This is a genomic window from Falsiruegeria mediterranea M17 (assembly GCF_900302455.1).
GTDB lineage: Bacteria > Pseudomonadota > Alphaproteobacteria > Rhodobacterales > Rhodobacteraceae > Falsiruegeria > Falsiruegeria mediterranea.
This window is the reverse complement of sequence record NZ_ONZG01000005.1, coordinates 74,410-97,091: the sequence shown is the minus strand read 5'-3', so window position 1 is coordinate 97,091 and position 22,682 is coordinate 74,410. Positions and strand designations below refer to the sequence as shown.

Below are 22,682 nucleotides of genomic sequence, written 5' to 3'. Positions count from 1 at the left end.
ATCTTCCGGGGATTTGCAAGGGGGTAATCGCGCAGATCATGCATCTAAATGCAAGTATACGCGACGGTTCTGTCGGCCCTTCTTTTCGACCTTGCCCAAGCGGATTTTTCCGATCTCACCAGTGCGCGCCACATGGGTGCCGCCGCAAGGTTGCAGATCGACCTGCGCATCGCCCTGACCGATCAGAACCAGACGGATTTTGCCCGACCCACGCGGGGGCTGAACAGACATCGTCTTGACCAGACCGGGGTTGGCGTCCAACTCGGCATTGGTGATCCAGTCTTCGGTCACTGGCAAGTCCCGGTCGATCAGCTCCTGGAGCTGTGCTTGCAGTGCCGCCTTGTCTTCGGGCGCGTCGGGCATGTTGAAGTCAAGGCGTCCCTTGCCCGCGCTGATCGAGCCGCCGGTGACCTCAAGCGGAACCACAACTGACAGCAGGTGCAAGGCCGTATGGACGCGCATGAAGGCATAGCGTTCGTCCCAGTTCAGGTGCTGCGTAACTCTTGTGCCGACTGATGGCAGTTCGGCACCTTCGGCCGGAACGCAGGCAATTGTGTCGCCATCCGCCTTGACGGTGGTGGCCACGACCATTTCGCCGCCGTCCCACTGCAAGGTACCGGCGTCGCCGGGTTGGCCGCCACCGGTCGCATAGAACAGGCTTTGGTCAAGAACCACGCCGCCCTGATCGGTATGCGCCACAACTGTTGCCGGGGCTTGGCGCAAATACGCATCTTGCCGGAACAAAAGCTCAGTGGGTGTCGCCATCTGCGTCTCCATCGCTGTCTGCGTCCAGATCTGCCTCTGTCATCTCGGCAGGGGTTTGTGGCGCACTCGGCGCAGCCGAAGCGTTTGCCGCCGTCTGGGGACGCAGGGCCTCGGGGTTGCGCAGCCAGATGTCGCGCTGTGCGAAGGGGATTTCGATCCCTTCTTCGGCGAACCTTTTGGCGATCTCGTGGTTCATATCGGATTTGACCGACAGAACCCAGTTCACGTCCCGCAGGATCGCCCGGATCTCAAAGTCCAATGAATCGGCCCCGAACCCCTGGAAAACCACGCTTGGTGCAGGATTTGCCAGAACCATCGGATGGCTGTTGGCGATCTCGCGCAGGATATCCTCGATCACGCGGGTATCAGTCCCATAAGCCACACCAACCGGCACAATCACGCGGCCCACGGTGTTGCCGCGGGTATAGTTGGTGACCGAACCACTGATCAGGTCCGAGTTGGGGACGATCACGTCCGTGCGGTCAAAGGTCTCGATCCGGGTTGAGCGGACGGATATGTCACGCACGTATCCCATCTGACCATTCACATCGATCCAATCGCCTTTGGAGATTGGGCGCTCGACCAGCAGGATGATGCCTGAAACAAAGTTGGACACGATGGTCTGCAGGCCAAAACCGATGCCAACCGACAGCGCGCCGGCAACGATGGCAAGCGACGACAAGTCAAAGCCAGCCCCGGTAATGGCCACAAGCGCGGCCAGGAAGATCCCGATATAACCGGTGCCTGATACGATGGCATTCTGGCCACCAGGGTCCAAGTTCGTCTTGGGCAACAGCGAGTTGCGCAATCCACCCTGCACCAGCCGGGTCAGCCCGTATCCAACGGCAAAGATCACAGCAAAGGTCAAGAAGTTCGTCGGCGAAATGGTAACACCGCCGATGTTGATCCCTTGCAGCAGTCGCGCCCATTGTTCGGTCAGGTCTGCTTCGCGCGCGCCCCAGTAGAGTGCGATGATCGGCAAGGCGATGATGGCCAAAATGAATCCCACGATGACCGAAAACAGAGAATCCCGACCCGCGTCACCCTTTCCTGACAACCACCCATAAAGGTTCCCCAGGAACTGCTGGGTGATCACCAGAACAGCGATCAGGGCAATGGTCTTGACCGCCGGGAACACGATCGCCTCAGCTGCGTTGATGTAACCGGCAGCGGCCAGAACCGGAGAAAAGATGCCCAGAAGGTAAAGCCCGCGCCGAAACAGGTTTACCAGTTTGCCAAAGCCTGCCCCTTTGGGGCTGTCTTCAGGCGCCTCCTCCCGGTCTTGTGCACGGACGCGTTGCAGCTGAAACAACAGAAAGGCCGTGACAAGGATCACCGGGAAGGAAATCACAGCCCGGCTTGCATCCGATATGTTTTCGATCTGCTCTTGCAGAAGAACAAGATCGTGCAGGACAAGCATGACAGCAAGCAGATCGATATAGACCCTCAGAACCGCAATCTGCGGCGCCGTAAGGATGTTGAAGCTCTCACGCTCTCCGAGCAAAAACAGTTGTCGCCCGATCCAGTTGAAATACAGGATGGCCGCCGCCCACCCAGGCACATGTTCCCACAGCAACAGCCCGCGGATACCCAAGGCCCCTGTCAGGTAGACAGCCGACCACAGACACATCACACCCAGCCAGGGCAGCAGTATCCGAAACAAGGAAATGACAAAGGTCCAGACACCTGTGCCACGCCCGCCCAGCGAGCGCAGGTAATCACCTGCAACTTGAGACCAAGCCTTGCCGCGCCACAGCAGAACTGCGCCTATCGCAAACAACACCACGATTGCTGGAGCGTTGTTTTGCACCTGTTCACGTACCGTATCGGTACGGATATTCACGATGGTTTCATTAACCAGGGCGCTGGCGGATTCCTGAACGTCATGCCAAGCCGGGGTCCAATAGATCGGATTGAGAGGTGTCGGCCCGCGCTCCAGGAGTGTCTTGGTCTTACGGGCCCGGATTACCCGGTCAATCTCGTCAATTAACCCGTTAGAGCGGCTGAAAGCTTCTTGCGCAATGATGCGGGGCACCTGAACCGCATTGAGTTGATCTTCGAGGTGTTTGCGCAGCTGAGCCAGGTCCGGCGGCTCGGTCTTGCCATCGGCGGGCGCAGGGCCAAGGGCCGAAATCTGTCCCTCAAGCGTGCGGATGCGTTCCGAATTCTGGTTGCGAACGCGGTCAAAGATGTCTCGATAGTTGTTGATGTCGGACCGCAGCTGCTCGAACGCGGCATTGGACGCCTTGTTGGCGTCCACCGCTTCTTCGGCGCGTTCGGCAGTCTCGATCCAGCCGCGATAGTAGTCGCGACTTTCGTCGGAAAGTTGAGCCTGGGCGGTGCTGGCAAAAGCCAGCATAAAGACGGCACAGGCCGCCCACAGAATGCGGCACAGGCCGACCATGTCAGACGTCCTCGAACACGCCGGGGATCGAGCTGGGGGCGCGGGTCATCCATTCGGGCACCGGCAGCTCTTTTTCGCGCAAGAAATCGGGGTTGAACAGTTTCGACTGATAGCGCGTGCCAAAATCGCACAGGATTGTCACGATGGTGTGGCCCGGGCCAAGCTCTTTGGCCAGACGCACGGCACCTGCGATGTTGATGGCTGTCGAACCGCCCATGACCAGACCTTCGTCTCGCAGCAGATCAAAGATGTAGGGCAAGGCCTCGGCGTCGGTGATCTGATAGGCGTGATCGGGTTTGAACCCTTCCAGGTTCTTGGTGATCCTCACCTGCCCGATGCCTTCGGCGATCGAGCCACCCTCCGTCGCCAACTCGCCAGTCGTGTAATAGCTGAACAGTGCCGCGCCCATCGGGTCGGCCAAACCGATCTTGACGCCTTTGGGCTGAAGCACCTCGGACACACCAACAAGTGTCCCACCCGAGCCAACCGCAGAAACAAAGCCGTCAACCTTGCCGCCGGTCTGTTCCCAGATTTCAGGCCCGGTGGTTTCGATATGCGCTTGGCGATTGGCGACATTGTCGAACTGATTGGCCCAGATGGCGCCGTTGGGCTCGGTCTTGTTCAACTCGTGTGCCAAACGCTCCGAGTAGCGCACAAAGTTGTTGGGGTTGCGATAAGGGGCCGCGGGCACCTGCACCAGCTGGGCTCCGGCCAGACGCAGCATGTCTTTTTTCTCTTCGGATTGGGTTTCGGGGATGACGATCACCGTCTTGAACCCCATGGATGCGCCAACCAGGGCCAGGCCAATGCCGGTGTTGCCGGCCGTGCCTTCGACAATGGTGCCGCCGGGCTTCAGTTCACCGCGCGCGATCGCGTCCTTGATGATAAACAGCGCGGCGCGGTCCTTGACCGACTGGCCGGGGTTCATGAACTCGGCCTTGCCCAGAATTTCACAACCCGTTTCTTCGCTGACGCGGCGCAGCCGGATCAAAGGTGTTTTGCCTACGGCGTCGGCCAGATCGCGTGCAATGCGCATGGTGCCCCCAAAGTTCTGAAGATGTGTAACAGGTTTATCGCTCAGGTGACGCGACCTCAAGCTGTCATCGCACCCCGGCGCCGATCAAATATCGGCGCGCAGGCGCTCTCGGTTTCGGGCCAGCCAATTTGCGATCGAGATGAGCGGAACGTTTTTCAGTTTGCCTTGATCCAACTGGTCCATGAATGCGGCGAACGGAACGATATGGCTGCGAATGTCCTCGCCTTCGGTCTCGAGCCCCCCGGTCGAGGCGGGTTCGTCCAGGTCGGCCAGACCTACAAAAAGATGAAGGAATTCCGTTGACGAACCGCTGCTGGAATAGCCATCGCCAGCCGCAAACAGCTCTGTGACCTCGATGTTGGCCTCTTCACGGGTTTCGCGGCGGGCGGCCTCCTCGGGTGATTCCCCCGGATCGACCATGCCGGCGACAGCTTCGATCTGCCAAGGATTGGGATCGCCGATAAGATAGGCTGGTGCCCGGAACTGTTCGACCACCAGCACGCAATCGCGGACCGGGTCGTAAGGCAGGATGACCGCTGCCTGGCCGTTCACCAGAGCACTGCGGTGCAGGACAGGTCCCATCGAGCCGTCAAAATGGCGATGTCGCAGCGTTGCATCTTCCATGGTGAAATACCCCAGATACGGACGTCGATGGTCTTGCAACACCACGTCGCGCGATGTGTCCCACTCGGGGCTTGCCTCGCGCCGTCGCGCCGCCAACCGTCCTTGCGCCCGCATGCGGATCGCCGGAAAGCGTGGCGCGATGTCGGATGCAGGCAGGTGGCCAAAATGCGACATGACCTCTTCGGCGGCCAGAACCGTCAACTCTCCCCACTCGGCGGCCCAATCGTTGAGCGACCAGGGCGTCGACGGCTCCCACAGACCGGGGGCGGGAATGAACACCTCTGCCATCACGTCGTCACCATTGGCGGTGCGCAGCGGCAAAGTTTGCAGGTCATAGTCAAACCCGCCTTCGTAATAGATCACCCGCTCGATGTCCCCGGGCGTCAGCCCCTGCACCAGCAGGCCGTGGGTGACGCGCCCCTCGCCCTTGTCGACCATGGGAAATATCTGATCGCGCACCGAATAGGCGCCATAACCGTGCAATTCGGCCTGTGTCAGGTTGATGTGATCCGCAGTACGGCCCAGGACAAGTTCCAGAAGCGGCACATACCGAAGGGTGCCGTAGAAAAAGAGATCGGACACGAAATGAACCTTTTGTTCAGAAAACTTACCGCCACTGACGCCAAGCAAACTCGGTCGCAAGACCGGCCAGCACGCCGCCGACAAGCAAGGTCCATATAATACTGGGAACCATGATGGTAAGCCCATAATCGAACCCGATCGTGAAAATAGCGCCCAAGGCTTCGAACGGGCCGTCAAACCGGTTGCGCATGGCCTGGCGGAACATCTCGTACGCGCCTTGCACGAAAAGCCCCCAGAACAGCAGTGCCAGAACCCCGGTTACGCCGTTGTTGATCGCAGGCGTCATGCCGCGCCCTGCCCGCTTGCCCATGACAACCCAGCCGCAGATTACACCCAATCCCACATTCACCCAGGTGAAATAGCCGAAATCCATCCCCTCGGGCATCAGCGGCATAACCAGGCCTGAAACGATAAAGGCAATCAGAGCCAGGCTCAGGGCGGCGACTAGACGGGCGGCGTCGGGCATTTCTGGGGATCTTTCCTTGGTCGAGCTTCAGCCCTTGCGGGCAATGGTGATCTGGGTCACGTCGCAGTTGCCCATGTAAAAGGCCGCACCGCAAGAGGTCAGGTAAAAGTTCCACATACGCCGGAACCGATCATCAAACCCCATTTCGGCGATCTGCTCCCACTTTGCATTGAACGTGTCGTACCATCGGCGCAGGGTCAGATCGTAGCTTTGGCCGAACTCCTTGGATTTGACAAAAGTCAGCCCGGCCAGATCGACCTGCTCGTGCAGGATCTTTGGCGCAGGCAGCATGCCGCCCGGAAAGATATGTTTCTGGATGAAATCGACACCGTTCTTGTAGACCTCCCATCGGGCATCATTGACCGTGATGATCTGCAAAGTGGCTTGAGCGCCGGGTTTCAACCGGTCATGAACCGTGCCGAAATAGGTTGGCCAGTACTTTTGCCCAACCGCCTCGAACATCTCGATGCTGGCGATACCATCATAGCTGCCGGTTTCATCGCGATAGTCTTGTAGTTTGAAAGTTACCTGATCGGAAAGCCCTGCGTTTTCAATCCGCTCTTGCGCGTAGTTAAACTGTTCCTGGCTGATCGTCAGCCCTGTGACCTTCAGCCCGCGCTCCTTGGCCGCATATTCTGCAAACCCACCCCAACCACAGCCGATTTCCAACACGTGATCACCGGGTTGCACGCCCATTTCATCAATCAGGCTTGCGTATTTGGCGGTCTGCGCATTTTCCAGACTTTCCTGTCCGGTTTCATACAACGCGCTGGAATAGGTCATCGTATCATCCAGCCAAAGTGCGTAGAAATCATTCCCCAAATCATAGTGATACGAGATGTTCTTCCTAGCTTGCTCCTTGTGATTGCGATGCAGCCAAAAGCGCAATCGCTCATAGGCGCGGATCAACCCTCGGCCCGGGAAATGATCATACACAGTTTCGGAGCCTTGATGCACAAGATCCATAAAGGCCCGCAAGTCTGGTGAACTCCACCATTCCTCAAGATAGGCATCGGAAAAGCCGAGGTCCCCCTCGCGGATCAATCTTGCAAAGAGATCAGGATGATGCACGTCGATCTGGGCCACGGGGCCAGGTTTTGCACCGTCCGAACGAAACCTTCGGCCGTCTGGCAAGACGATGTCCAGACGTCCAGCTTCCATCTTGTGCAGCATCCGATGGACCTGCGTAAAATATCTTGGCAGATCTTTCTGCCCGTCAGTCGAAGTTAGAACCATCTTTCCTCCCCATGGTGGCTCTGGGGTAAAGGCTAGGCCGAGATGGTGTTTCTGGCAAGTTTTGAATGATTTAGCCCCTTTTTGAGGGCGAAACAGCCTATTTTAGGCGCAGTGCGCGGATGCTTGAATGCCTGAATGCTCAACGGCGCCGTGTTGAAGAGGCGCCGCTGGTCGTCATGGTTCTGCTTTTGGGTGCGGATCAAAGCACGTGATCGAGGGCTTCAATCAGCTTGTTTACTTCGTCCTGCGCGGTGTAGTGTGTGAAGCTCAACCGCAAAACCCCTTGTTTTTCTGGATCAATCCCCATCGCCTGCAGCGCGCGCACGGCGTAAAAGTCGCCACCACCAGCCATGATACCATGCTTGGCCAGCTCTGCGGCCACCGGCTCTGCGGGACGGTTCAGACCCAAGGCAACCGTGGGCGCGCGCTGCTCGGCGTCCGCCGGGCCGATCAACCGGACAGAGTTGCGGTCCTTGACGGCATCCAACAACGGCTGCAGCAAAGCCACCTCGTGCGCGCGCATCAGATCATGGGCGAAAGCACCTTTTTCGGCCAATCCTTCGGATGGGCCACCATGATGGCCGCTCAGATCTTCGATGTAATCCGCCATGCCGGCGCAGGCCGCGATTTGGGCATGGTCCGGTCCGGCGGGCGTGAAGCGTTTGTAAAGCACATCTGCGTTGAAATAATGCGCCTGGTTCGGCAGCAGTTCACCCAATGCGCGACGGATCACCATGCAGCCCTGATGCGGGCCATAGGTCTTGTAGGCCGAAAACAGGTAGATGTCGGGACCCAACTTACCCACATTCGCGAACCCATGCGGCGCGTATGACACGCCATCCACACAGACAAAGGCACCGGCTGCATGTGCGATCGCCGTGATCTCGGTCACCGGGTTGATCTCTCCGACAACGTTCGAGCAATGCGGAAAGCAGACCAGGCGCACTTTTTCGTCCAGCAGGGTTTCTAGATCGCTTGGGTTCAGGTGCCCCGTTTCCGGGTCGATGGCCCATTCCCGCACCTCGATGCCCTCGTCTGCCAAACGCCGCCAGGGGCCGCTGTTGGCCTCGTGATCCTGATTGGTGACGATGATGGCTTCGCCCGGCTTCATCCACTGCCGAAAGGCCTGCGCCAGAACATAGGTGTTCTGCGTCGTCGATGGGCCAAAGCTCAGCTCGTCCGTTTCAACGCCCAGGATCGCGGCCATGCGCGTGCGCGCCTCATCCATTTCTTCTCCCGCAAGACGGCTGGCGTCATAGGGGGCATACGGCTGCACCTTGCGCTGAGTGTAATAGCGGGTCAGTCGGTTGATGACCTGCTGACAGGTATACGAGCCACCTGCATTTTCAAAAAAGGCCTGTCCTTGCAGAACCGATTCCGAAAATGCCGGAAACTGCGCGCGCACAAAATCAATATCCAGGGTTGTCATCGCCACTATGTCCTTTTTCAGCTTCACATCTCGACCGGTCGCCCCAACCTTGTTTCGGGGCCTCCGGAACAGGGCAGGTCTTCCAGCCGAGCCGTGTCGCCGCCATTCCTCTTGTAAGGATAATGCGACACCGCGGCAGCCCTTCAAGTCGATTCCGACCCGATGGACGGGTCGAGGTAAACCTTTTGTGCCAATTCGGTCAAGCCACAGAAAAAGGGCCCCAAGGATTGCTCCCAGGGGCCCTGATTCATCATGTTACCGCGGGCCTACCGCTTTTCGCGCGACAGGCCGATGAAGATCGACACGCACATCAGGACCAGGATGATGGCAAAGGGAAAGCCCGTCGCAATCGCCGCCGCCTGAAGCGCACCCAGACCGCCGCCCAATAGCAGTACGATCGCGATCGCACCTTCCAGGATGCACCAGAACACGCGCTGTGCCGTGGGGGCGTTGGTCTTGCCCCCAGCGGTAATGGTGTCGATCACCAGCGAGCCGGAATCGGAGGAGGTCACGAAGAAGACCACCACCAGAATGATCCCTACCAGCGACAAAAGGCTGGACATCGGGAAGGCTTCGAACATCACGAACATCTTCAACTCCAACCCGGCGTCTTGCAGCGCCTCGGCACCACCTGCCATGACCTGCTCCAGTCCGGCGTTGCCGAACACGCTCATCCACAGGGCCCCGACGAGGGTTGGGATCAGCAGCACGCAAGTCACGAACTCTCGCACGGTTCGCCCGCGCGAAATGCGTGCAATGAACATGCCCACGAACGGTGACCAGGAAATCCACCACGCCCAGTAGAATGTGGTCCAGCCCTGCATGAAGTTGGTGTCTTCACGGCCAATCCAGTTCGACAATGCAGGCAGTTGAACGGCGTAGTCGACCAGATTGGTGAAGAAACCTGACAGGATGGCAACGGTCGGCCCAACAATCAGAACCAGCACCAACAGCGCAGCGGCAAGTATCATGTTGGCCTCGGACAGGCGCTTAACGCCCTTGTCCAGCCCCGCAACCACCGAGATCAGCGCAAATGCGGTGATGATGATGATCAACAGCACCTTCATGCCGTCAGTCACCGGCACACCAAACAGATAGTTGAGACCCGCCAGAGCTTGTGTTGCGCCCAGACCCAGGGAGGTTGCCAGACCAAAGATGGTGGCAAACACCGCCAGGACGTCAATGATGTGACCCAGAGGACCCCAGGTCGCCTCGCCAAAGATCGGGTAGAACACCGACCGCATCGTCAGCGGCAGTCCTTTGTTGAAGCTGAAGAAGGCCAGCGCCAGGGCCACGACTGCGTAGATAGCCCAAGGGTGCAGCCCCCAGTGAAAAATGGTAGCCGCCATTGCCAGGTCACGCGCGCCCTGCGGGTTATCGGCTGCCGCGCCAAGTGGTGCCCAGTCGGTGCGCAGGCCATCCTCGCCCGTGGCAACGCCACCCAGGCTGGCCCCATAGTGCGAGATCGGCTCGGCCACGCCCCAGAACACCAGACCGATGCCCATGCCAGCGGCAAACAGCATCGAGATCCAGCCCGCATAGCTGTAATCGGGCTTGGCGTCGGCCCCGCCCAAACGGATCGATCCATAGGGCGTCACGATCAACAGCAGCGAAAACACCACAAAGATGTTGCAGGCGATCATGAAGACCCAGTCGAACCGCGAGGTCAGCGCCACCCGCAGCCAGCCAAAGAATTCACCGGCTTGTTCGCGAAAGACCAGCGAGAAAAATACAAATGCAACGATGGTCAGCCCGGATACGGCAAACACCGGGTTGTGGATGTCCAGGCCCAAGACCTGAACATTGTCTTGACCGACCTCATAGTCGGTCTCCTTCTTTTCGGACATATATGCTCACTCCCATGATTGAGTGTGGCCGTGATCCGGAAATGCCGGCCAAATGGGCGCAGCAAAAGGGACGCCATGGCGTCTGAAAGCGACATTCCTGTTGGTTTTTTCGCGACACAAATTCAGTGGCTGGAATGCAAGGTCGGAAACGCAACATCAAGCGTCGCAAGGGTTTTTGATTTCCAGATCAATAAAAAACCCCGCAGATTTCACTGCGGGGTCTTGTGCCAAAAGCGACATCCAAGATGTAGGTTCAGGCGTTCACATCCACGACGACGCGGCCTTTGACCTGGCCTTGCAGGATATCCGCGCCAAGTTGTGGCAGGTCGCTGAGCGTCGCTGGCTGGATCATAGCCTCAAGCTTGTCCATCGGCAGGTCGGTTGCCACCCGCTGCCAGGCGCGCAGGCGGTTGTCATAGGGCTGCATGACACTGTCGATGCCCAAAAGGTTCACACCACGCAGCAGGAACGGGATCACGGTTGCTGGCAAGCCTGCGCCGCCAGCCAGACCGACCGATGCAACCGAAGCACCGTACTTCATCTGTCCCAGCACCCGCGCCAGCATGGCACCGCCAACCGCGTCGACGCAGCCTGCCCAAGTTTCGCTTTCCAGCGGGCGTTTGGTGGTCTCGTTGATCTCTTCGCGGGCTACGATCTGTGTGGCGCCCAAGGACTTCAGATAGTCCGCCGTTTCGGGACGCCCGGTGACGCCTGCCACCTCATAGCCCAAGTTGGCCAAGATCGCGGTCGCGACCGAGCCCACACCGCCCGCAGCACCAGTGACCAGAACAGGACCGTGATCCGGCTTCATACCGTGATCCTGCAGCGCCATCACCGCCAGCATCGCGGTGAATCCCGCCGTTCCCACCGCCATTGCTTGGCGCGCGTTCAGACCGTCGGGCAACGGAACCAGCCAATCGGCCCGCACATTGGCCTTTTGACTGTACCCGCCCCAGTGCGCCTCTCCCACGCGCCAGCCAGTCAGAACCACCTTGTCGCCCGGCTTATACCGGTCATCGCTTGATGCCTCGACCGTGCCGGCAAAATCGATGCCAGGAATATGCGGATACTTGCGAACCAAACCGCCGCCGCTGGAACTGAGGCACAGACCATCCTTGTAGTTCACGGTGGAATACTCCACCGCAACGGTCACCTCGCCCTCGGGCAGAGCGTCCAGACCGATTTGCTTGACCGAGGCGCTTGCCTTGCCGCTCTCTTCGTCTTTTTCAACAACCAATGCATTAAACATATCGTTTCTCCCCTGGTTACAGCGCCTTACGCGCCCACCTTCATCTTTTCCAAATGTTCCCGTCGGAGGTATCCGGCGGGGCAAAACTCACCGCCAGAACTTTTCCTGAACCACAGCACCACGCATCCCGTGTTCTGTTTCGATCTCCATCCGGGTTCCTGCGTCCCAATGCGAGCGGTCCACCATGCCGATGGCGACGTTCACGCCGAACTGGGGGCTGAACACAGCCGAAGCCACCTGCCCGACCTGACGACCATCCGCGAGCAACGGCCAGGAACCGGTGCAGGCACCGATCTCTCCCTCGATCACGATGGGGCGGATCTGACGTGGTGGGCCGTTCTGGGCCTGCTTGGCCAGCGCGACCTTGCCGATGTAATCCTCGGGCGAGTTGCAGAACCGCCCCAGTCTGCATTCATAGGGCGTGTTGTCCCGTCGCATGTCCGAGCCGAAGCTAAGCAATCCGCTCTCGATCCGCTCTAAGTTGTTGGGGCACCCTGCCCGCACATTCAGGTCCTCGCCAGCAGCAAACAAAGCATCCCACAGCGGCATGCCGTATTCCGTGCCCTCGACGTAGATCTCGAACCCGCCCTGCTTGGACCACCCCGAGCGCGCCACGACAAACTCCTGCCCCTCGAACGGCAGACGCTTGTAGCGGAAGAACTTGATGTCCCGTACCACGTCTCCAAAGACCCGCGCCATCAGATCATCAGCCTTGGGTCCTTGTACGGCCAAGGGTGAGACATCCGGCTCATCCACTTCGACATCCAGACCAAGCGCGATGGCAATTCCAAGCGTATATTGCCACAAATCACCATCCGCGACCGAGAGCCAATAGTGATCGTCGGCCAGCTTGATCGACACCGGATCGTTCAGCATGCCCCCGTTGTGATCCACGGATGGCACATAATAGCACTGATCATCCGCCATCTTGTCCATGTCGCGGGGACTGATCATCTTCATCAATCGCAACGCATCCGGGCCTTTGATCTGCACCTGGCGTTCCACAGACACATCCCAGACCTGCACATGCTGCTTCAGATGCGCGGCGTCGGCCTCGACGCTTTCGAAGAACGTCGGCAGCAGCATGTGATTATAGACAGTGTAGCCCTTGACCCCGGCGGCCTCGACCCCAGGCGAAAAAGGTGTTTTGCGCACGCGGCGCGATGGCATGATGATGGCCATGCCTTGTCTCCTCAAACAGTTGATGATCTGCCGCCGTTGTTTTCCCTAAGGCGGCAAGGTGCTTTGTCAGCGTGCGCCGCTCCAATTGATTGGGCAGATCTCGGCAGATTTTCCGCCGAAATCCCAGACGCGACCATAGTCGCGCACCTTGGATTTGGTGCCGCGCGCCACGATGATGTCGGGGCCCATCCAGTATTTAGAATTGCTGACCATGACGGGGTGTTCGGGATCCAGCCCACCCAGCATCTCGATTTCACCCTGGATCTTGCGTCCGATGGTGATGCGGCGCTTTGCACCGTCACGTTCGATGACAACCGGCGCGCGCTCGGCTCCGATGATCTCACTCACCAACATGGTGAACAGACCGGTGGTGCCGCCCGCCTTGCCCGAAAAGATCTCAAGCAGACCGTTATAGGCTTTGCCACTGGCGTTTTCGTCCACATAGGCCGCAACCTTCCACTGGCCTTCGCCCATGCGACCGGGAATGTCGACTAACAGACCCACGTTCAGGCCCGACAGATCCTCGCCCTCGTAATGACCTTCGTCGATGATGATCCCCATCCAGGCGTGGCAATGCCCTTCGGTCGGCGGGTGTGCGCCCAAGGAGACCACGCAGGGACAGAACACATCGCAGGAACAGTTCAGGATCAGCTCGCCCTTGATGGCCCAATCGGTGGGCGTCTTGTCGCGACGACTGGGATTGGCCATGCGGCTGTCTATCCGTTGGCTGACCGGCAGGCGGTCGGCATTGGGCTTACGTTTCACTGCCATCGGTTATCCTCCAATTACATATACATAGACCAGCAAGGCCAGACCCGCGGCGATCAGCAGAACGCCAAGGGGTTTGGTCACACGGTGGCCGATTTGCGGTAGTTTTTCCAGAACCATGAAAAAGGTGGCGAGGCCCATCCACAGCAGGCTCATGACACCACCGACGAAGCCAAGCGCCATGAACCCCCAGCAGCAGGCGGCGCAAAACGCGCCCAGACCCAGCCCCATTCGGAGCCCGCCGACGAACCCGGTGCGCCAATTGCCGATGAAATACATCATCGGGGCGTGACACACGCCATGGCAGACCTCTTTGGCGCGGGTGAACTGGAAAGCTCCGACTGCGATCAGCAGACCTGCTGACAGCCATGGTGACTTCGCGATCCCCAGCATATCCACGACACCGCCGAATAGCAGCGCCAGTTGCACGCCTGTGATCGCGGCGGCAAACGCCAGCCAAACCAGGAAATAGCCCAACAGAACACCGATCCAGCCAGCTCTTGTTCCGTTGGCCGACGTCATCAGGTCTTCGTAGCTTTGCAAGGTCGGGACCAATGTCGGCAACATCATCGCCGCCATCATGATGCCCCACATCCAGAACAGCGAGCCAAACTCGGCCATGGGCATGTACATGTCCATGCGCGGGTCCATCTGCCGCATGGCTTCGCCCATCGGGCCGGGACGGCCGATCAGATCCAGATCCATGTCGATCGCCATGGAATACAGGACCCACCACGCCGCCAGGATGATTCCGTAGAACCCAAGCCACAAAAATGATCTGACAGACAGACGGCTCACTTGATCCTCCCCGAGTCATCCCCTACGACTCAAATGTCAGACTTTTAAATGTCAGACAAATGAAAAATGGTGATGTCGTGAAAATTGATCCCAACAGCTCGGCCGATCTTTCGGTGCAAATCGCCCAGGCGATCAAAGACGCGATCATCGGCGGTGAGCTGATCGTCGACGAACGCCTCCCATCCGAGACCGAGCTGTGCGAGCAGTTTAAAGTGTCCCGTTCCACCGTACGCGAAGCCCTGAAACGCCTTGCCGCGCAGTCCCTGATCCGCACCCAACGTGGCGCCTCGGGGGGCGCATTTGTCAACCGGCTGAGTTTTGAGGACGCCTATCCTCAACAGGTCACCACCTCGACCCTATTGCTCAGCATGAATGCGGTCAGCTTTGACACGGCTTGCGAAGCGCGCTTCGCCTTGGAACGCGCCTGTGCGCCATTGTCCGCCCAACGCCGCACCCCGGACCACCTTGCCACCATGCGGGCTGAAATCGTGCGCCAGAGCCAGCCGGGCCTGACGGATGAGGCATTCTGCGCCTCGGACGTGGCCTTTCACCGGGCGCTGGTGGATGGGGCCGACAACCCGGTGCTGTCCTATCAACTGGCCGGCGCGGTCGAGGCGATGCAGCCTCTGATGAACATGATCACCTTCACTGCTCGTTCGCGCGAAGAAATCGTGGCCCTGCATACGCGTATTGCCGACGCGATTGAGGCCAACGACGCCACAACTGCAGACACCGCTCTGCAAGAGCTCACCGCCTATACTCTGACACTGAAAGACAACGTCATGGCGGCCCGCGCGGCGCGCGACAAAAGCTGATCTTGTGCCAACGGTCTGATCCGTCCTAGACGCAAGGTCAAAGATCTGGATCAGAGAGACCCCAATGCGCCCTACCGAACACCTGCGCCAACTGGCCGCCGACAATTGGCACGCCGCCACGACCCACGCGTTCACCACCGAACTGGCCGATGGCACGCTGCCGCTGGACAAGATGCGTTGGTATCTGGCGCAGGACTATCAGTTCATCGATGGCTTTGTGCGCCTATTGGCCAGCGCCATCGCCCATGCCCCGTCTCTGGCCGACAGCGTGCCCGCCGCGCAGTTCCTGGCGGTGATCACCGGACCGGAAAACACCTATTTTCTGCGGTCCTTCGAGGCGCTGGACGTAACCACCGACCAGCAGAACGCCGCCGCTGCCCCTGCCACCCGCGATTTCCAGGCCCTGATGGCTGAGGCCGCCGCGTCGGGCCGGTATGAGCTGATGCTGGCTGTTCTGGTGGTTGCGGAATGGACTTATCTTAGCTGGGCCACCCCGGTGAACCCACCGCGCGAGGATCTGCCTTTCTGGTTTGCAGAATGGATCACACTTCACGCAGGCGACGGGTTCGAAGGCGTCGTCGAGTATTTGCGCGCGCAACTCGACAAGGTATGGCCAACGCTGGATGCCGCTGCGCAATCTGAGGTCGAAGAACTCTTTACCCGGGCCGTTGAATTGGAACGCGCCTTCTTTGACGCCTCTTACGCTGCTTGATCTTGCCCCGATCCCGCGGGGTTCTAAATCGCGAACAAAGGAGCCCCGCATGATCCCCACCCTCAACACCCTTGCAGCACTGCTGACCATTGGGTTCGGCCTGTTTGGTTTTCTTGCGCCCAGTTACACCCTGGGTGCCCTCGACCTGGCGCCGACCAACAGCAACATGGGGCTCAGCGAAATGCGCGCCTCGGTTGGTGGTCTCTTTGTCGTGACCGCCGCTGCAGCTCTGTGGCTGGGCACGCCCGCAGCTTTCACCATGCTCGGTTTTGTCTATGCCGGTGCGGCCTTGGGTCGGTTCGTATCGCTTGTTTTGGACAATCCTCCCTTCGTCAAAGCGCTCGCCTTTGGTGGAATCGAGGCCGCCCTAGCTGCTTTCCTGATCATCGCCAACATGAGCCGCAGCGCGTAACCTTCTGCTTCTACTGATCTAAAATACGGGAAACCCGGCGATTGCATCCCCGGCTGCGACTGCCTATACAGGGGATGTCCTTCGGGACTATGGACATAAACGCGCTCGTAATAAACGGATCGGACCCGGGGGCGGTACCCGGCGACTCCACCATTCACTTTCGGCAGCATCCTTCGTTTGGGGATCACTTTCGAAATCGTGGGGTCGAAATAGGATCGACGGACGTCTAAAGGGGTTAGCTTTGTCTCGGCTGTCTGCCACCGTTACCGGCGAAAACAGTACAATTGCAAACGACAATCGTGCTCCGGTTGCTCTGGCTGCGTAAGCAGTCCGGGTTGAACCGACTTTAAGTCCTTGTGCCTAGCAGCGTAAGGCGGGGTTCGCAGGTACCTGGCAACAGAAACCTGCACTTTATCCCTAAATTGTTGGTGCTTTTTTCAATTTGGCGCAGGGTTATTCACCATTTGTTCACCTCATAGTCTCAGTTTGGACCTCGCAACGATGGAGGTGCATGATGACAAAATCCGAGTTGTTGAAGGAATGGTACGACCAAGTTTGGGTCCATGGCGATGTAGACGCGATTGAAAAGTTCTTTGACCCTGAAACGATGGCCGAAGGGATCATCCCCGAAATGCAGGTGGGTGTTGATGACTTTCGTGACCTTGTGACAGCCTTTCGCTATCACGTGGGCGAAATTGACGTGAAGCTGCCCAAAACCATCGAAAACGGCGATTGGGTGGCGGCGATGTTGCACGTTCACACGTCTCGGGCCGACAATGGTGCCCCGATCGAGGTCACGGGACAGGTCATGGCACGGTTCAAGGACGACAAGGTGGTCGAGGCCTATAACCAGTTCGACTTTATCTCGCTGTTTGAACAGCTGGGCCAGCTGCCCGAAGATACCCTGCCCGTCTGCATGACCGGGCAGCAGCTTTCCTGGGCCTAAACCCGGGTTGCCAATCTGGCCGGTGATCGGCCAGGCCATTGACCCCATGCGTCACTTTCCGTTACCCATGGCGCAAGGGGTCAACGTGCGAACGCCCCGTCAGGCTCAGGCCCAAGTTTCGCATTCTTTGCTGTACCAAAGCGGAAGGATGCCGACATGCCTGCCTTTAATTCTCTTTCCCCCAACGTTCTGATGCGTCGGATCGGGACACCTGATTGCCCGGTCGTTCTTGACGTGCGCATAGACGCCGATTTCGACGATGATCCTCATATGATCCCAAGCTCACTGCGTTGGCCCCATAACCGCGTGGAAGAGCTGAGTTCCGAACTGCAAGGCAAGGACGTCGTGGTCGTCTGCCAAAAAGGTTTGAAGCTGAGCCATGGCGCAGCAGCAATTTTGCGAAGCTCAGGCGCGTCCGCACAGGTGCTTGAAGGGGGAATGGTTGCCTGGCGGGATACCGCATATCCAACGGTGAACCCGGCCGCCCTACCCGCGCCAAATGGCGGCCAAACCACCTGGGTCACGCGCCACCGGCCCAAGGTTGACCGCATCGCCTGTGCATGGCTGATCCGCCGTTTCGTCGACCCCTATTCCCGCTTTCTGTTCGTTCCGCCTTCCGAGGTGGATGCGGTGGCTGAAAAGTTCAGCGCCACTGCGTTTGACACGGTTAACGCACCCTGGACCCATGACGGCGAGCTTTGCACGTTTGACGTGATGATCCGGGGTTTCGGTCTGCAAACACCGGCGCTCGAGCAAATGGGGACCGTTGTCAGAGCCGCCGACACCGACCGGCATGATCTTGCTCCGCAAGCCGCCGGATTGCTCGCGATCTCGGTTGGCTTGTCGCGGGCCTACAAGTCAGACCTGGACCAATTGGACGCAGGAATGATCCTTTATGATGCGCTCTATCGGTGGGCGCGAGACGGCCAAGGCGAACAGCACACCTGGTCCGAAGGGCACGGCGCATGACCCCCAGCTATTCTGACATGGCCCGCGTCTTTGGCCACATCGGCGTGATGTCCTTTGGCGGTCCTGCCGCCCAGATCGCCTTGATGCACAAGGAACTTGTAGAAGATCGCCCATGGTTGGACGAGCAAACCTACCTGCGGGCGCTGTCGCTGTGCATGCTGTTGCCAGGGCCCGAGGCGATGCAGCTGGCCACCTATTCCGGCTGGAAGTTGCGTGGCGTCGGGGGCGGTCTGCTTGCTGGCGGATTGTTCGTTCTGCCCGGCGCCTTCGTGATCGCAATTCTTGTTGGGCTTTATGCGCAGTTCGGCGATTTGCCTCTGGTGCAATCCATGTTTCTGGGCATCAAGGCCGCCGTGATCGTCATCGTTTTGCAGGCACTCAGAAACCTGTCCAGAAAGGCGCTCAAGGGGCGGTCGTCCTGGATATTGGCCGGGCTTGGTTTCCTGGCGATCTTTGCCCTGAACCTGCCCTTTCCACTGATCATCGCCGCTGCCGCGATTTGGGGCTATGCGACGGCACAGCCGGGAGAGACCCCACCTCTGTCCCAAGTCGACACGGGCGCCACGCTGCGGACGGCTTTGATCTGGGGCGGCTTGTGGTTGTTGCCGCTTGTGGCATTGACACTGACGGAACAAACGCTGCTCGCGGATCTTGGCTGGTTCTTTGCCAAGCTCGCCGTTGTCACTTTTGGCGGGGCCTATGCGGTGCTGGCCTACATGACGCAAACCATCGTCGACCAATACGGCTGGATTGGCACCGACCAGATGATTGACGCGCTTGGTCTGGCCGAAACAACGCCAGGGCCGCTAATCCTGGTGACGCAGTTCGTGGCCATGCTGACCGGGCAACTGCAGGGTGGCGCAACGCTGGCAATTGCGGCCGGGATCGTGGCGCTTTGGGCAACCTTTGTGCCCTGTTTCCTCTGGATATTCCTGGCCGCGCCTTACCTGGACCATATCTCTGCCCGCCCACGCCTGGCGGCCGCATTGCAGGCCATCACAGCCACCGTTGTCGGCATCATCCTGAACCTGTCGGTCTGGTTTGCCTTGCATGTTCTTTTTGCAGATGTCGGACAGAGCACGTGGGGCGTTCTGTCATTTCCAATGCCAGACTGGTCCACAATCGACGTGACGGCGGGCATCTTTTGCCTGGTTGCGGCCGTTTGGATTTGGGGCTTCAAACGGGGCTTGGGCGAGACATTGATCCTGATGGCGGCACTGGGGGCGGCCGTCCATCTGCTTTAAGCATTTAGTGTGTCGGCTGCTCTTTCGTTTCCCTCCGAATCCACTATGGTGAGGGCAAGACTTTTTGAGGAAATGACATGTCTCGGGACATCGACTACGGAAACCTCATGCACACGGCGATGCGCGGTCTGATCAAGACCGTTCTGCAAGACGTCGCCCAGCATGGACTGCCTGGTGCACACCACTTTTTCATCACCTTCGACACCTCGCACCCCGATGCTGAATTGGCCGATTGGCTGTCAGATCGCTACCCCGGGGAAATGACTGTTGTCATGCAGCATTGGTTCGAAAATCTGGAAGTTGGTGACGACGGGTTCGCGATCACGCTGAACTTTGGCGACGCGCCCGAGCCGCTCTATATCCCATACGATGCGATCAAGACCTTTGTGGATCCATCGGTGGAATTTGGTCTGCGGTTTGAAACCGGCGAGTCCGAAGAGGACGAGGAAGACAAACCCATCGTGGTTGAGGCGGATATGGCGGAAGAGGTCGAAGATGACACCCCCCACGATGCCGAGGTCGTATCGCTCGACAGTTTCCGCAAGTAACAGTTTGTTCTTGCTCAGGAAAACGCCCGCAAGTTGCGGGCGTTTTCCTGTGTGACCTCACTGTTTTTCGAGGAAGGTCTCAACCGTTCGCGCCTCTTTCCCGTTGCTCAAACGCGAAAATGCCAACATCAGGCCCCCTTCGGTTATTGTGCGATCAAACTGCTGCAACTCGTAACCGCCCGTTGCGTCGATGAACAAGTTGTAGACCGTCAACGTGTCACTCACGATCTGCCCCCAAACATAAGGCTCGCCCTTCATCGGATCGAGTTGCGTTGCATGGCCGAACACATTGCGCTTCATCGCCGCAGAAAAGACACCTGCGCGATCTGTCGGCAGGAAATCAACGGAATAAGATTTCTCCTTGGTGCGCCCGTCCGGCTTGTAGGTGGTTGAGCTCCAGGTGACGTTGAACCCGTCCTTGGTCTCGCCGATTTCGACACTCATGTCACGCGGCGTGCTCGAGCCATCCGCATTAATAACCTCGGCTGACCCTTTGTATTCACCTACAAAAGGCTCGATCAAACCGGAGCCTGCTTGCACCATTCCGGTGAGCAACAGAACAAGTGCAGACGCCAAGACCCAAATCGCAGGTCTCATTGGTCTCAAGCTGGAATAGCGCATCAAATGTCCTTTCGCGGGGTGGGGTTCTAACTTTCATTCTAACCCGCGCCGACCTGGGAACAATGGCCCAGTTCACACTGCACGCGGAAAAATGAACGTGATCGGCGTCTATACCTTGGCTGGCGTTGGTTTTATGCTGCGCGCAACTGGCCAATTGCGCGAATGGGCTGCCTTGGCTAAACGGCATACAAACGCATACCAACCGGAGTGAATACATGTCCGATACCCGCACCGAAACCGACAGCTTTGGCCCGCTGGAGGTCCCCACAGACAAGTACTGGGGCGCGCAGACGCAGCGTTCGATCATGAACTTCCCGATCGGTTGGGAAAAGCAGCCGGTCGCAATCGTGCGCGCGCTCGGCGTGATCAAAAAGGCCTGCGCCATGGCCAACAAGGAGAGCGGCAAGCTGGACGCCAAGATTGCCGATGCGGTTATTCAGGCCGCCGGCGAAGTGTTCGAAGGCAATTTTGACGACAATTTCCCCCTCGTTGTCTGGCAAACCGGTTCGGGCACGCAATCGAACATGAACTCGAACGAGGTGATCGCAAACCGCGCGATTGAGATCCTGGGCGGCGTCATCGGTTCCAAGGACCCGGTCCACCCGAACGATCACTGCAACATGGGCCAGTCGTCGAACGACACTTTCCCCACCGCGATGCACATCGCCGCCGCGATGACCGTGCGCGATGTGCTGTTGCCTGGCTTGACCAAACTGGCCGAGGGACTGGAGCAGAAGGCAGAAGAGTTCAAGGACATCATCAAGATCGGCCGGACGCACACTCAGGACGCGACTCCGCTGACCCTGGGCCAGGAATTTGGCGGCTATGCCCATCAGATCCGTCAGGGCATCGCCCGCGTCGAAGCGGCCCTACCCGGCATTTATGAGTTGGCACAAGGCGGCACTGCTGTTGGCACCGGCCTGAACACGCAAAAAGGCTGGGGCGAGACGGTCGCCGCCAATATGGCCGAGATCACCGGCCTGCCCTTTGTCACCGCGCCCAACAAGTTCGAAGCACTGGCCGCGCATGACGCCATGGTCTTTATGTCCGGTGCTTTGGCCACTGTTGCGGGCTCGATGTACAAGATCGCCAACGACATCCGCTTCCTGGGCTCTGGCCCGCGTTCGGGTCTTGGCGAACTAATCCTGCCGGAAAACGAGCCGGGCTCATCGATCATGCCGGGCAAGGTCAACCCGACCCAGGCCGAGGCGATGACGCAAGTTGCAGCCCACGTCATGGGCAACAACGCCGCGATGACCTTTGCAGGTTCGCAAGGCCACTTTGAGTTGAACGTTTACAACCCGATGATGTCTTACAACCTGCTGCAATCCATGCAGCTGTTGGGTGATGTCGCCGACAGTTTTACCGAGCGGATGCTGCTTGGCATTCAGGCCAACGAGCCGCGCATCGACAAGCTGATGAAGGAATCGCTGATGCTGGTGACGGCTCTGGCGCCGACCATCGGTTATGACAACGCCACAAAGGTTGCCAAGACCGCGCACAAGAACGGCACGACCCTGAAAGAGGAAGCCATCGCACTTGGCTTTGTCGACGAGGCGACGTTTGACGCGGTTGTCCGCCCCGAACAGATGATCGGGCCAAAAGACTGATGGCGGAACCGGTCAACCTGAACCGGTTTCGAAAAGAAAAAGCGCGGGCCGAGAAAAAGGCCCGCGCTGACCAGAACGCCGTCAAATTTGGCCGCACAAAGGCTGAAAAGGACTTGACCCAAGCGCGTGCGGACAAGGCCAAACGCGATCTGGACGGGCACAAGGCCGAGGAATGAGCGGCCCCCCGATCAAACGCTCTCTGACGCTCAAGGGCCATCGAACTTCGGTTTCTCTGGAGGATGAATTTTGGCTGGCATTCCGAGAGATCGCGAAAGCAAAAGGAAATCCAATCAATGTATTGGCCGCTGAAATTGATGTTGCACGCGACCCCGAAACCGGCCTTGCCTCGGCCATCCGCGTCTTTGTGCTAAACTGGTACAAGAATTCACAGGACAAGACTGGCTAGGCTTCGTACAGTC

General features: G+C 58.7%; 23 protein-coding genes and 1 other RNA gene. 11 read left to right on the top strand and 13 right to left on the bottom strand.

The window, feature by feature from the left end; all coding sequences use genetic code 11:
- Positions 1-36: 36 nt before the first annotated feature.
- The 12 genes from TRM7615_RS11180 to TRM7615_RS11125 all read right to left on the bottom strand — a co-directional run bounded on the left by TRM7615_RS11180 (position 37) and on the right by TRM7615_RS11125 (position 14,386).
- Positions 37-765: an alanyl-tRNA editing protein gene (locus TRM7615_RS11180; protein WP_235824069.1), complete on the bottom strand. Its 729-nt coding sequence runs from the start codon at positions 763-765 to the stop codon at positions 37-39.
- Positions 749-3,169, bottom strand: a complete 2,421-nt coding sequence (locus tag TRM7615_RS11175; protein ID WP_108787480.1) for a DUF3772 domain-containing protein — start codon at positions 3,167-3,169, stop codon at positions 749-751. Before TRM7615_RS11175 ends, TRM7615_RS11180 begins: the two co-directional genes overlap by 17 nt.
- A gap of 1 nt (position 3,170) precedes the next feature.
- Positions 3,171-4,205 carry a cysteine synthase A gene (locus TRM7615_RS11170; protein ID WP_108787478.1) on the bottom strand — a complete coding sequence of 345 codons (1,035 nt, stop codon included), beginning with the start codon at positions 4,203-4,205 and terminating at the stop codon, positions 3,171-3,173.
- An 84-nt stretch (positions 4,206-4,289) separates the two neighbouring features.
- Positions 4,290-5,411 carry an NUDIX domain-containing protein gene (locus TRM7615_RS11165; protein ID WP_108787969.1) on the bottom strand — a complete coding sequence of 374 codons (1,122 nt, stop codon included), beginning with the start codon at positions 5,409-5,411 and terminating at the stop codon, positions 4,290-4,292.
- Positions 5,412-5,436: 25 nt separating this feature from the next.
- Positions 5,437-5,877, bottom strand: a complete 441-nt coding sequence (locus TRM7615_RS11160) for a TrgA family protein (RefSeq protein ID WP_108787476.1) — start codon at positions 5,875-5,877, stop codon at positions 5,437-5,439.
- 27 nt (positions 5,878-5,904) lie between these two features.
- On the bottom strand, positions 5,905-7,113 hold the full coding sequence (locus TRM7615_RS11155; RefSeq protein ID WP_108787474.1) for an SAM-dependent methyltransferase: 1,209 nt from the start codon (positions 7,111-7,113) through the stop codon (positions 5,905-5,907).
- Between the two features lie 199 nt (positions 7,114-7,312).
- Complete coding sequence (locus TRM7615_RS11150) at positions 7,313-8,542, bottom strand: aminotransferase class V-fold PLP-dependent enzyme (RefSeq protein WP_108787472.1); 1,230 nt, start codon at positions 8,540-8,542, stop codon at positions 7,313-7,315.
- 266 nt (positions 8,543-8,808) lie between these two features.
- Positions 8,809-10,389, bottom strand: a complete 1,581-nt coding sequence (locus TRM7615_RS11145; RefSeq protein ID WP_108787470.1) for a BCCT family transporter — start codon at positions 10,387-10,389, stop codon at positions 8,809-8,811.
- A 253-nt stretch (positions 10,390-10,642) separates the two neighbouring features.
- Entirely contained in the window at positions 10,643-11,638 is a 996-nt protein-coding gene (acuI, locus tag TRM7615_RS11140; protein WP_108787468.1) for an acryloyl-CoA reductase, read from the bottom strand.
- Between the two features lie 87 nt (positions 11,639-11,725).
- Positions 11,726-12,820, bottom strand: a complete 1,095-nt coding sequence (locus TRM7615_RS11135) for a dimethylsulfoniopropionate demethylase (protein ID WP_108787466.1) — start codon at positions 12,818-12,820, stop codon at positions 11,726-11,728.
- A 66-nt stretch (positions 12,821-12,886) separates the two neighbouring features.
- A complete protein-coding gene (locus TRM7615_RS11130) occupies positions 12,887-13,591 on the bottom strand; it encodes a DUF1326 domain-containing protein (RefSeq protein WP_085795545.1) in 705 nt (234 codons plus the stop codon).
- Positions 13,592-13,594: 3 nt separating this feature from the next.
- Positions 13,595-14,386, bottom strand: coding sequence for a DUF2182 domain-containing protein (locus TRM7615_RS11125; RefSeq protein WP_235824068.1), 792 nt, complete (start codon positions 14,384-14,386; stop codon positions 13,595-13,597).
- Positions 14,387-14,463: 77 nt separating this feature from the next.
- Between TRM7615_RS11125 and TRM7615_RS11120 the strand changes: the two genes are divergently transcribed.
- The 8 genes from TRM7615_RS11120 to TRM7615_RS11085 all read left to right on the top strand — a co-directional run bounded on the left by TRM7615_RS11120 (position 14,464) and on the right by TRM7615_RS11085 (position 20,032).
- A complete protein-coding gene (locus TRM7615_RS11120) occupies positions 14,464-15,201 on the top strand; it encodes a FadR/GntR family transcriptional regulator (RefSeq protein ID WP_108787965.1) in 738 nt (245 codons plus the stop codon).
- A 64-nt stretch (positions 15,202-15,265) separates the two neighbouring features.
- Positions 15,266-15,913, top strand: coding sequence for a TenA family protein (locus TRM7615_RS11115; protein ID WP_108787464.1), 648 nt, complete (start codon positions 15,266-15,268; stop codon positions 15,911-15,913).
- Between the two features lie 49 nt (positions 15,914-15,962).
- A complete protein-coding gene (locus tag TRM7615_RS11110; protein WP_108787462.1) occupies positions 15,963-16,325 on the top strand; it encodes a DUF4345 family protein in 363 nt (120 codons plus the stop codon).
- 37 nt (positions 16,326-16,362) lie between these two features.
- Positions 16,363-16,736: a transfer-messenger RNA gene (gene ssrA, locus TRM7615_RS11105) on the top strand.
- 103 nt (positions 16,737-16,839) lie between these two features.
- On the top strand, positions 16,840-17,271 hold the full coding sequence (locus TRM7615_RS11100) for an ester cyclase (RefSeq protein ID WP_108787460.1): 432 nt from the start codon (positions 16,840-16,842) through the stop codon (positions 17,269-17,271).
- A gap of 156 nt (positions 17,272-17,427) precedes the next feature.
- Positions 17,428-18,240 (top strand): chromate resistance protein ChrB domain-containing protein, encoded by an 813-nt coding sequence (locus TRM7615_RS11095; protein WP_108787458.1) that lies wholly within the window; start codon positions 17,428-17,430, stop codon positions 18,238-18,240.
- Positions 18,237-19,484 carry a chromate efflux transporter gene (chrA, locus tag TRM7615_RS11090; protein ID WP_108787456.1) on the top strand — a complete coding sequence of 416 codons (1,248 nt, stop codon included), beginning with the start codon at positions 18,237-18,239 and terminating at the stop codon, positions 19,482-19,484. Before TRM7615_RS11095 ends, chrA begins: the two co-directional genes overlap by 4 nt.
- Positions 19,485-19,561: 77 nt before the next feature.
- Positions 19,562-20,032, top strand: a complete 471-nt coding sequence (locus tag TRM7615_RS11085; RefSeq protein ID WP_108787454.1) for an SspB family protein — start codon at positions 19,562-19,564, stop codon at positions 20,030-20,032.
- Positions 20,033-20,089: 57 nt separating this feature from the next.
- Here the strand turns inward: TRM7615_RS11085 and TRM7615_RS11080 are convergent, their stop codons facing one another.
- The gene (locus TRM7615_RS11080) at positions 20,090-20,629 is read right to left on the bottom strand and encodes a hypothetical protein (protein ID WP_235824067.1); all 540 of its coding nucleotides are present in this window, start codon (positions 20,627-20,629) and stop codon (positions 20,090-20,092) included.
- Positions 20,630-20,868: 239 nt separating this feature from the next.
- Here TRM7615_RS11080 and fumC point away from each other — a divergent pair, with 239 nt between their 5' ends.
- The 3 genes from fumC to TRM7615_RS11065 are packed head-to-tail and all read left to right on the top strand — an operon-like array spanning position 20,869 to position 22,669.
- A complete protein-coding gene (fumC, locus tag TRM7615_RS11075; protein WP_108787450.1) occupies positions 20,869-22,263 on the top strand; it encodes a class II fumarate hydratase in 1,395 nt (464 codons plus the stop codon).
- Positions 22,263-22,439 carry a DUF4169 family protein gene (locus TRM7615_RS11070; protein WP_108787448.1) on the top strand — a complete coding sequence of 59 codons (177 nt, stop codon included), beginning with the start codon at positions 22,263-22,265 and terminating at the stop codon, positions 22,437-22,439. Before fumC ends, TRM7615_RS11070 begins: the two co-directional genes overlap by 1 nt.
- Complete coding sequence (locus TRM7615_RS11065; RefSeq protein WP_108787446.1) at positions 22,436-22,669, top strand: ribbon-helix-helix domain-containing protein; 234 nt, start codon at positions 22,436-22,438, stop codon at positions 22,667-22,669. The genes TRM7615_RS11070 and TRM7615_RS11065 overlap by 4 nt, the downstream gene beginning before the upstream one ends.
- Positions 22,670-22,682 lie beyond the last annotated feature (13 nt).

Excerpts from the sequence above, each read along its gene's own strand:
- TRM7615_RS11180 (WP_235824069.1), bottom strand. The coding sequence starts at position 765 with ATGGCGACACCCACTGAGCTTTTGTTCCGGCAAGATGCGTATTTGCGC.
- TRM7615_RS11175 (WP_108787480.1), bottom strand. The coding sequence starts at position 3,169 with ATGGTCGGCCTGTGCCGCATTCTGTGGGCGGCCTGTGCCGTCTTTATG.
- TRM7615_RS11170 (WP_108787478.1), bottom strand. The coding sequence starts at position 4,205 with ATGCGCATTGCACGCGATCTGGCCGACGCCGTAGGCAAAACACCTTTG.
- TRM7615_RS11160 (WP_108787476.1), bottom strand. The coding sequence starts at position 5,877 with ATGCCCGACGCCGCCCGTCTAGTCGCCGCCCTGAGCCTGGCTCTGATT.
- TRM7615_RS11155 (WP_108787474.1), bottom strand. The coding sequence starts at position 7,113 with ATGGTTCTAACTTCGACTGACGGGCAGAAAGATCTGCCAAGATATTTT.
- TRM7615_RS11150 (WP_108787472.1), bottom strand. The coding sequence starts at position 8,542 with ATGACAACCCTGGATATTGATTTTGTGCGCGCGCAGTTTCCGGCATTT.
- TRM7615_RS11145 (WP_108787470.1), bottom strand. The coding sequence starts at position 10,389 with ATGTCCGAAAAGAAGGAGACCGACTATGAGGTCGGTCAAGACAATGTT.
- acuI (WP_108787468.1), bottom strand. The coding sequence starts at position 11,638 with ATGTTTAATGCATTGGTTGTTGAAAAAGACGAAGAGAGCGGCAAGGCA.
- TRM7615_RS11135 (WP_108787466.1), bottom strand. The coding sequence starts at position 12,820 with ATGGCCATCATCATGCCATCGCGCCGCGTGCGCAAAACACCTTTTTCG.
- TRM7615_RS11130 (WP_085795545.1), bottom strand. The coding sequence starts at position 13,591 with ATGGCAGTGAAACGTAAGCCCAATGCCGACCGCCTGCCGGTCAGCCAA.
- TRM7615_RS11115 (WP_108787464.1), top strand. The coding sequence starts at position 15,266 with ATGCGCCCTACCGAACACCTGCGCCAACTGGCCGCCGACAATTGGCAC.
- TRM7615_RS11110 (WP_108787462.1), top strand. The coding sequence starts at position 15,963 with ATGATCCCCACCCTCAACACCCTTGCAGCACTGCTGACCATTGGGTTC.
- TRM7615_RS11100 (WP_108787460.1), top strand. The coding sequence starts at position 16,840 with ATGACAAAATCCGAGTTGTTGAAGGAATGGTACGACCAAGTTTGGGTC.
- TRM7615_RS11095 (WP_108787458.1), top strand. The coding sequence starts at position 17,428 with ATGCCTGCCTTTAATTCTCTTTCCCCCAACGTTCTGATGCGTCGGATC.
- chrA (WP_108787456.1), top strand. The coding sequence starts at position 18,237 with ATGACCCCCAGCTATTCTGACATGGCCCGCGTCTTTGGCCACATCGGC.
- TRM7615_RS11085 (WP_108787454.1), top strand. The coding sequence starts at position 19,562 with ATGTCTCGGGACATCGACTACGGAAACCTCATGCACACGGCGATGCGC.
- TRM7615_RS11080 (WP_235824067.1), bottom strand. The coding sequence starts at position 20,629 with ATGAGACCTGCGATTTGGGTCTTGGCGTCTGCACTTGTTCTGTTGCTC.
- fumC (WP_108787450.1), top strand. The coding sequence starts at position 20,869 with ATGTCCGATACCCGCACCGAAACCGACAGCTTTGGCCCGCTGGAGGTC.
- TRM7615_RS11070 (WP_108787448.1), top strand. The coding sequence starts at position 22,263 with ATGGCGGAACCGGTCAACCTGAACCGGTTTCGAAAAGAAAAAGCGCGG.
- TRM7615_RS11065 (WP_108787446.1), top strand. The coding sequence starts at position 22,436 with ATGAGCGGCCCCCCGATCAAACGCTCTCTGACGCTCAAGGGCCATCGA.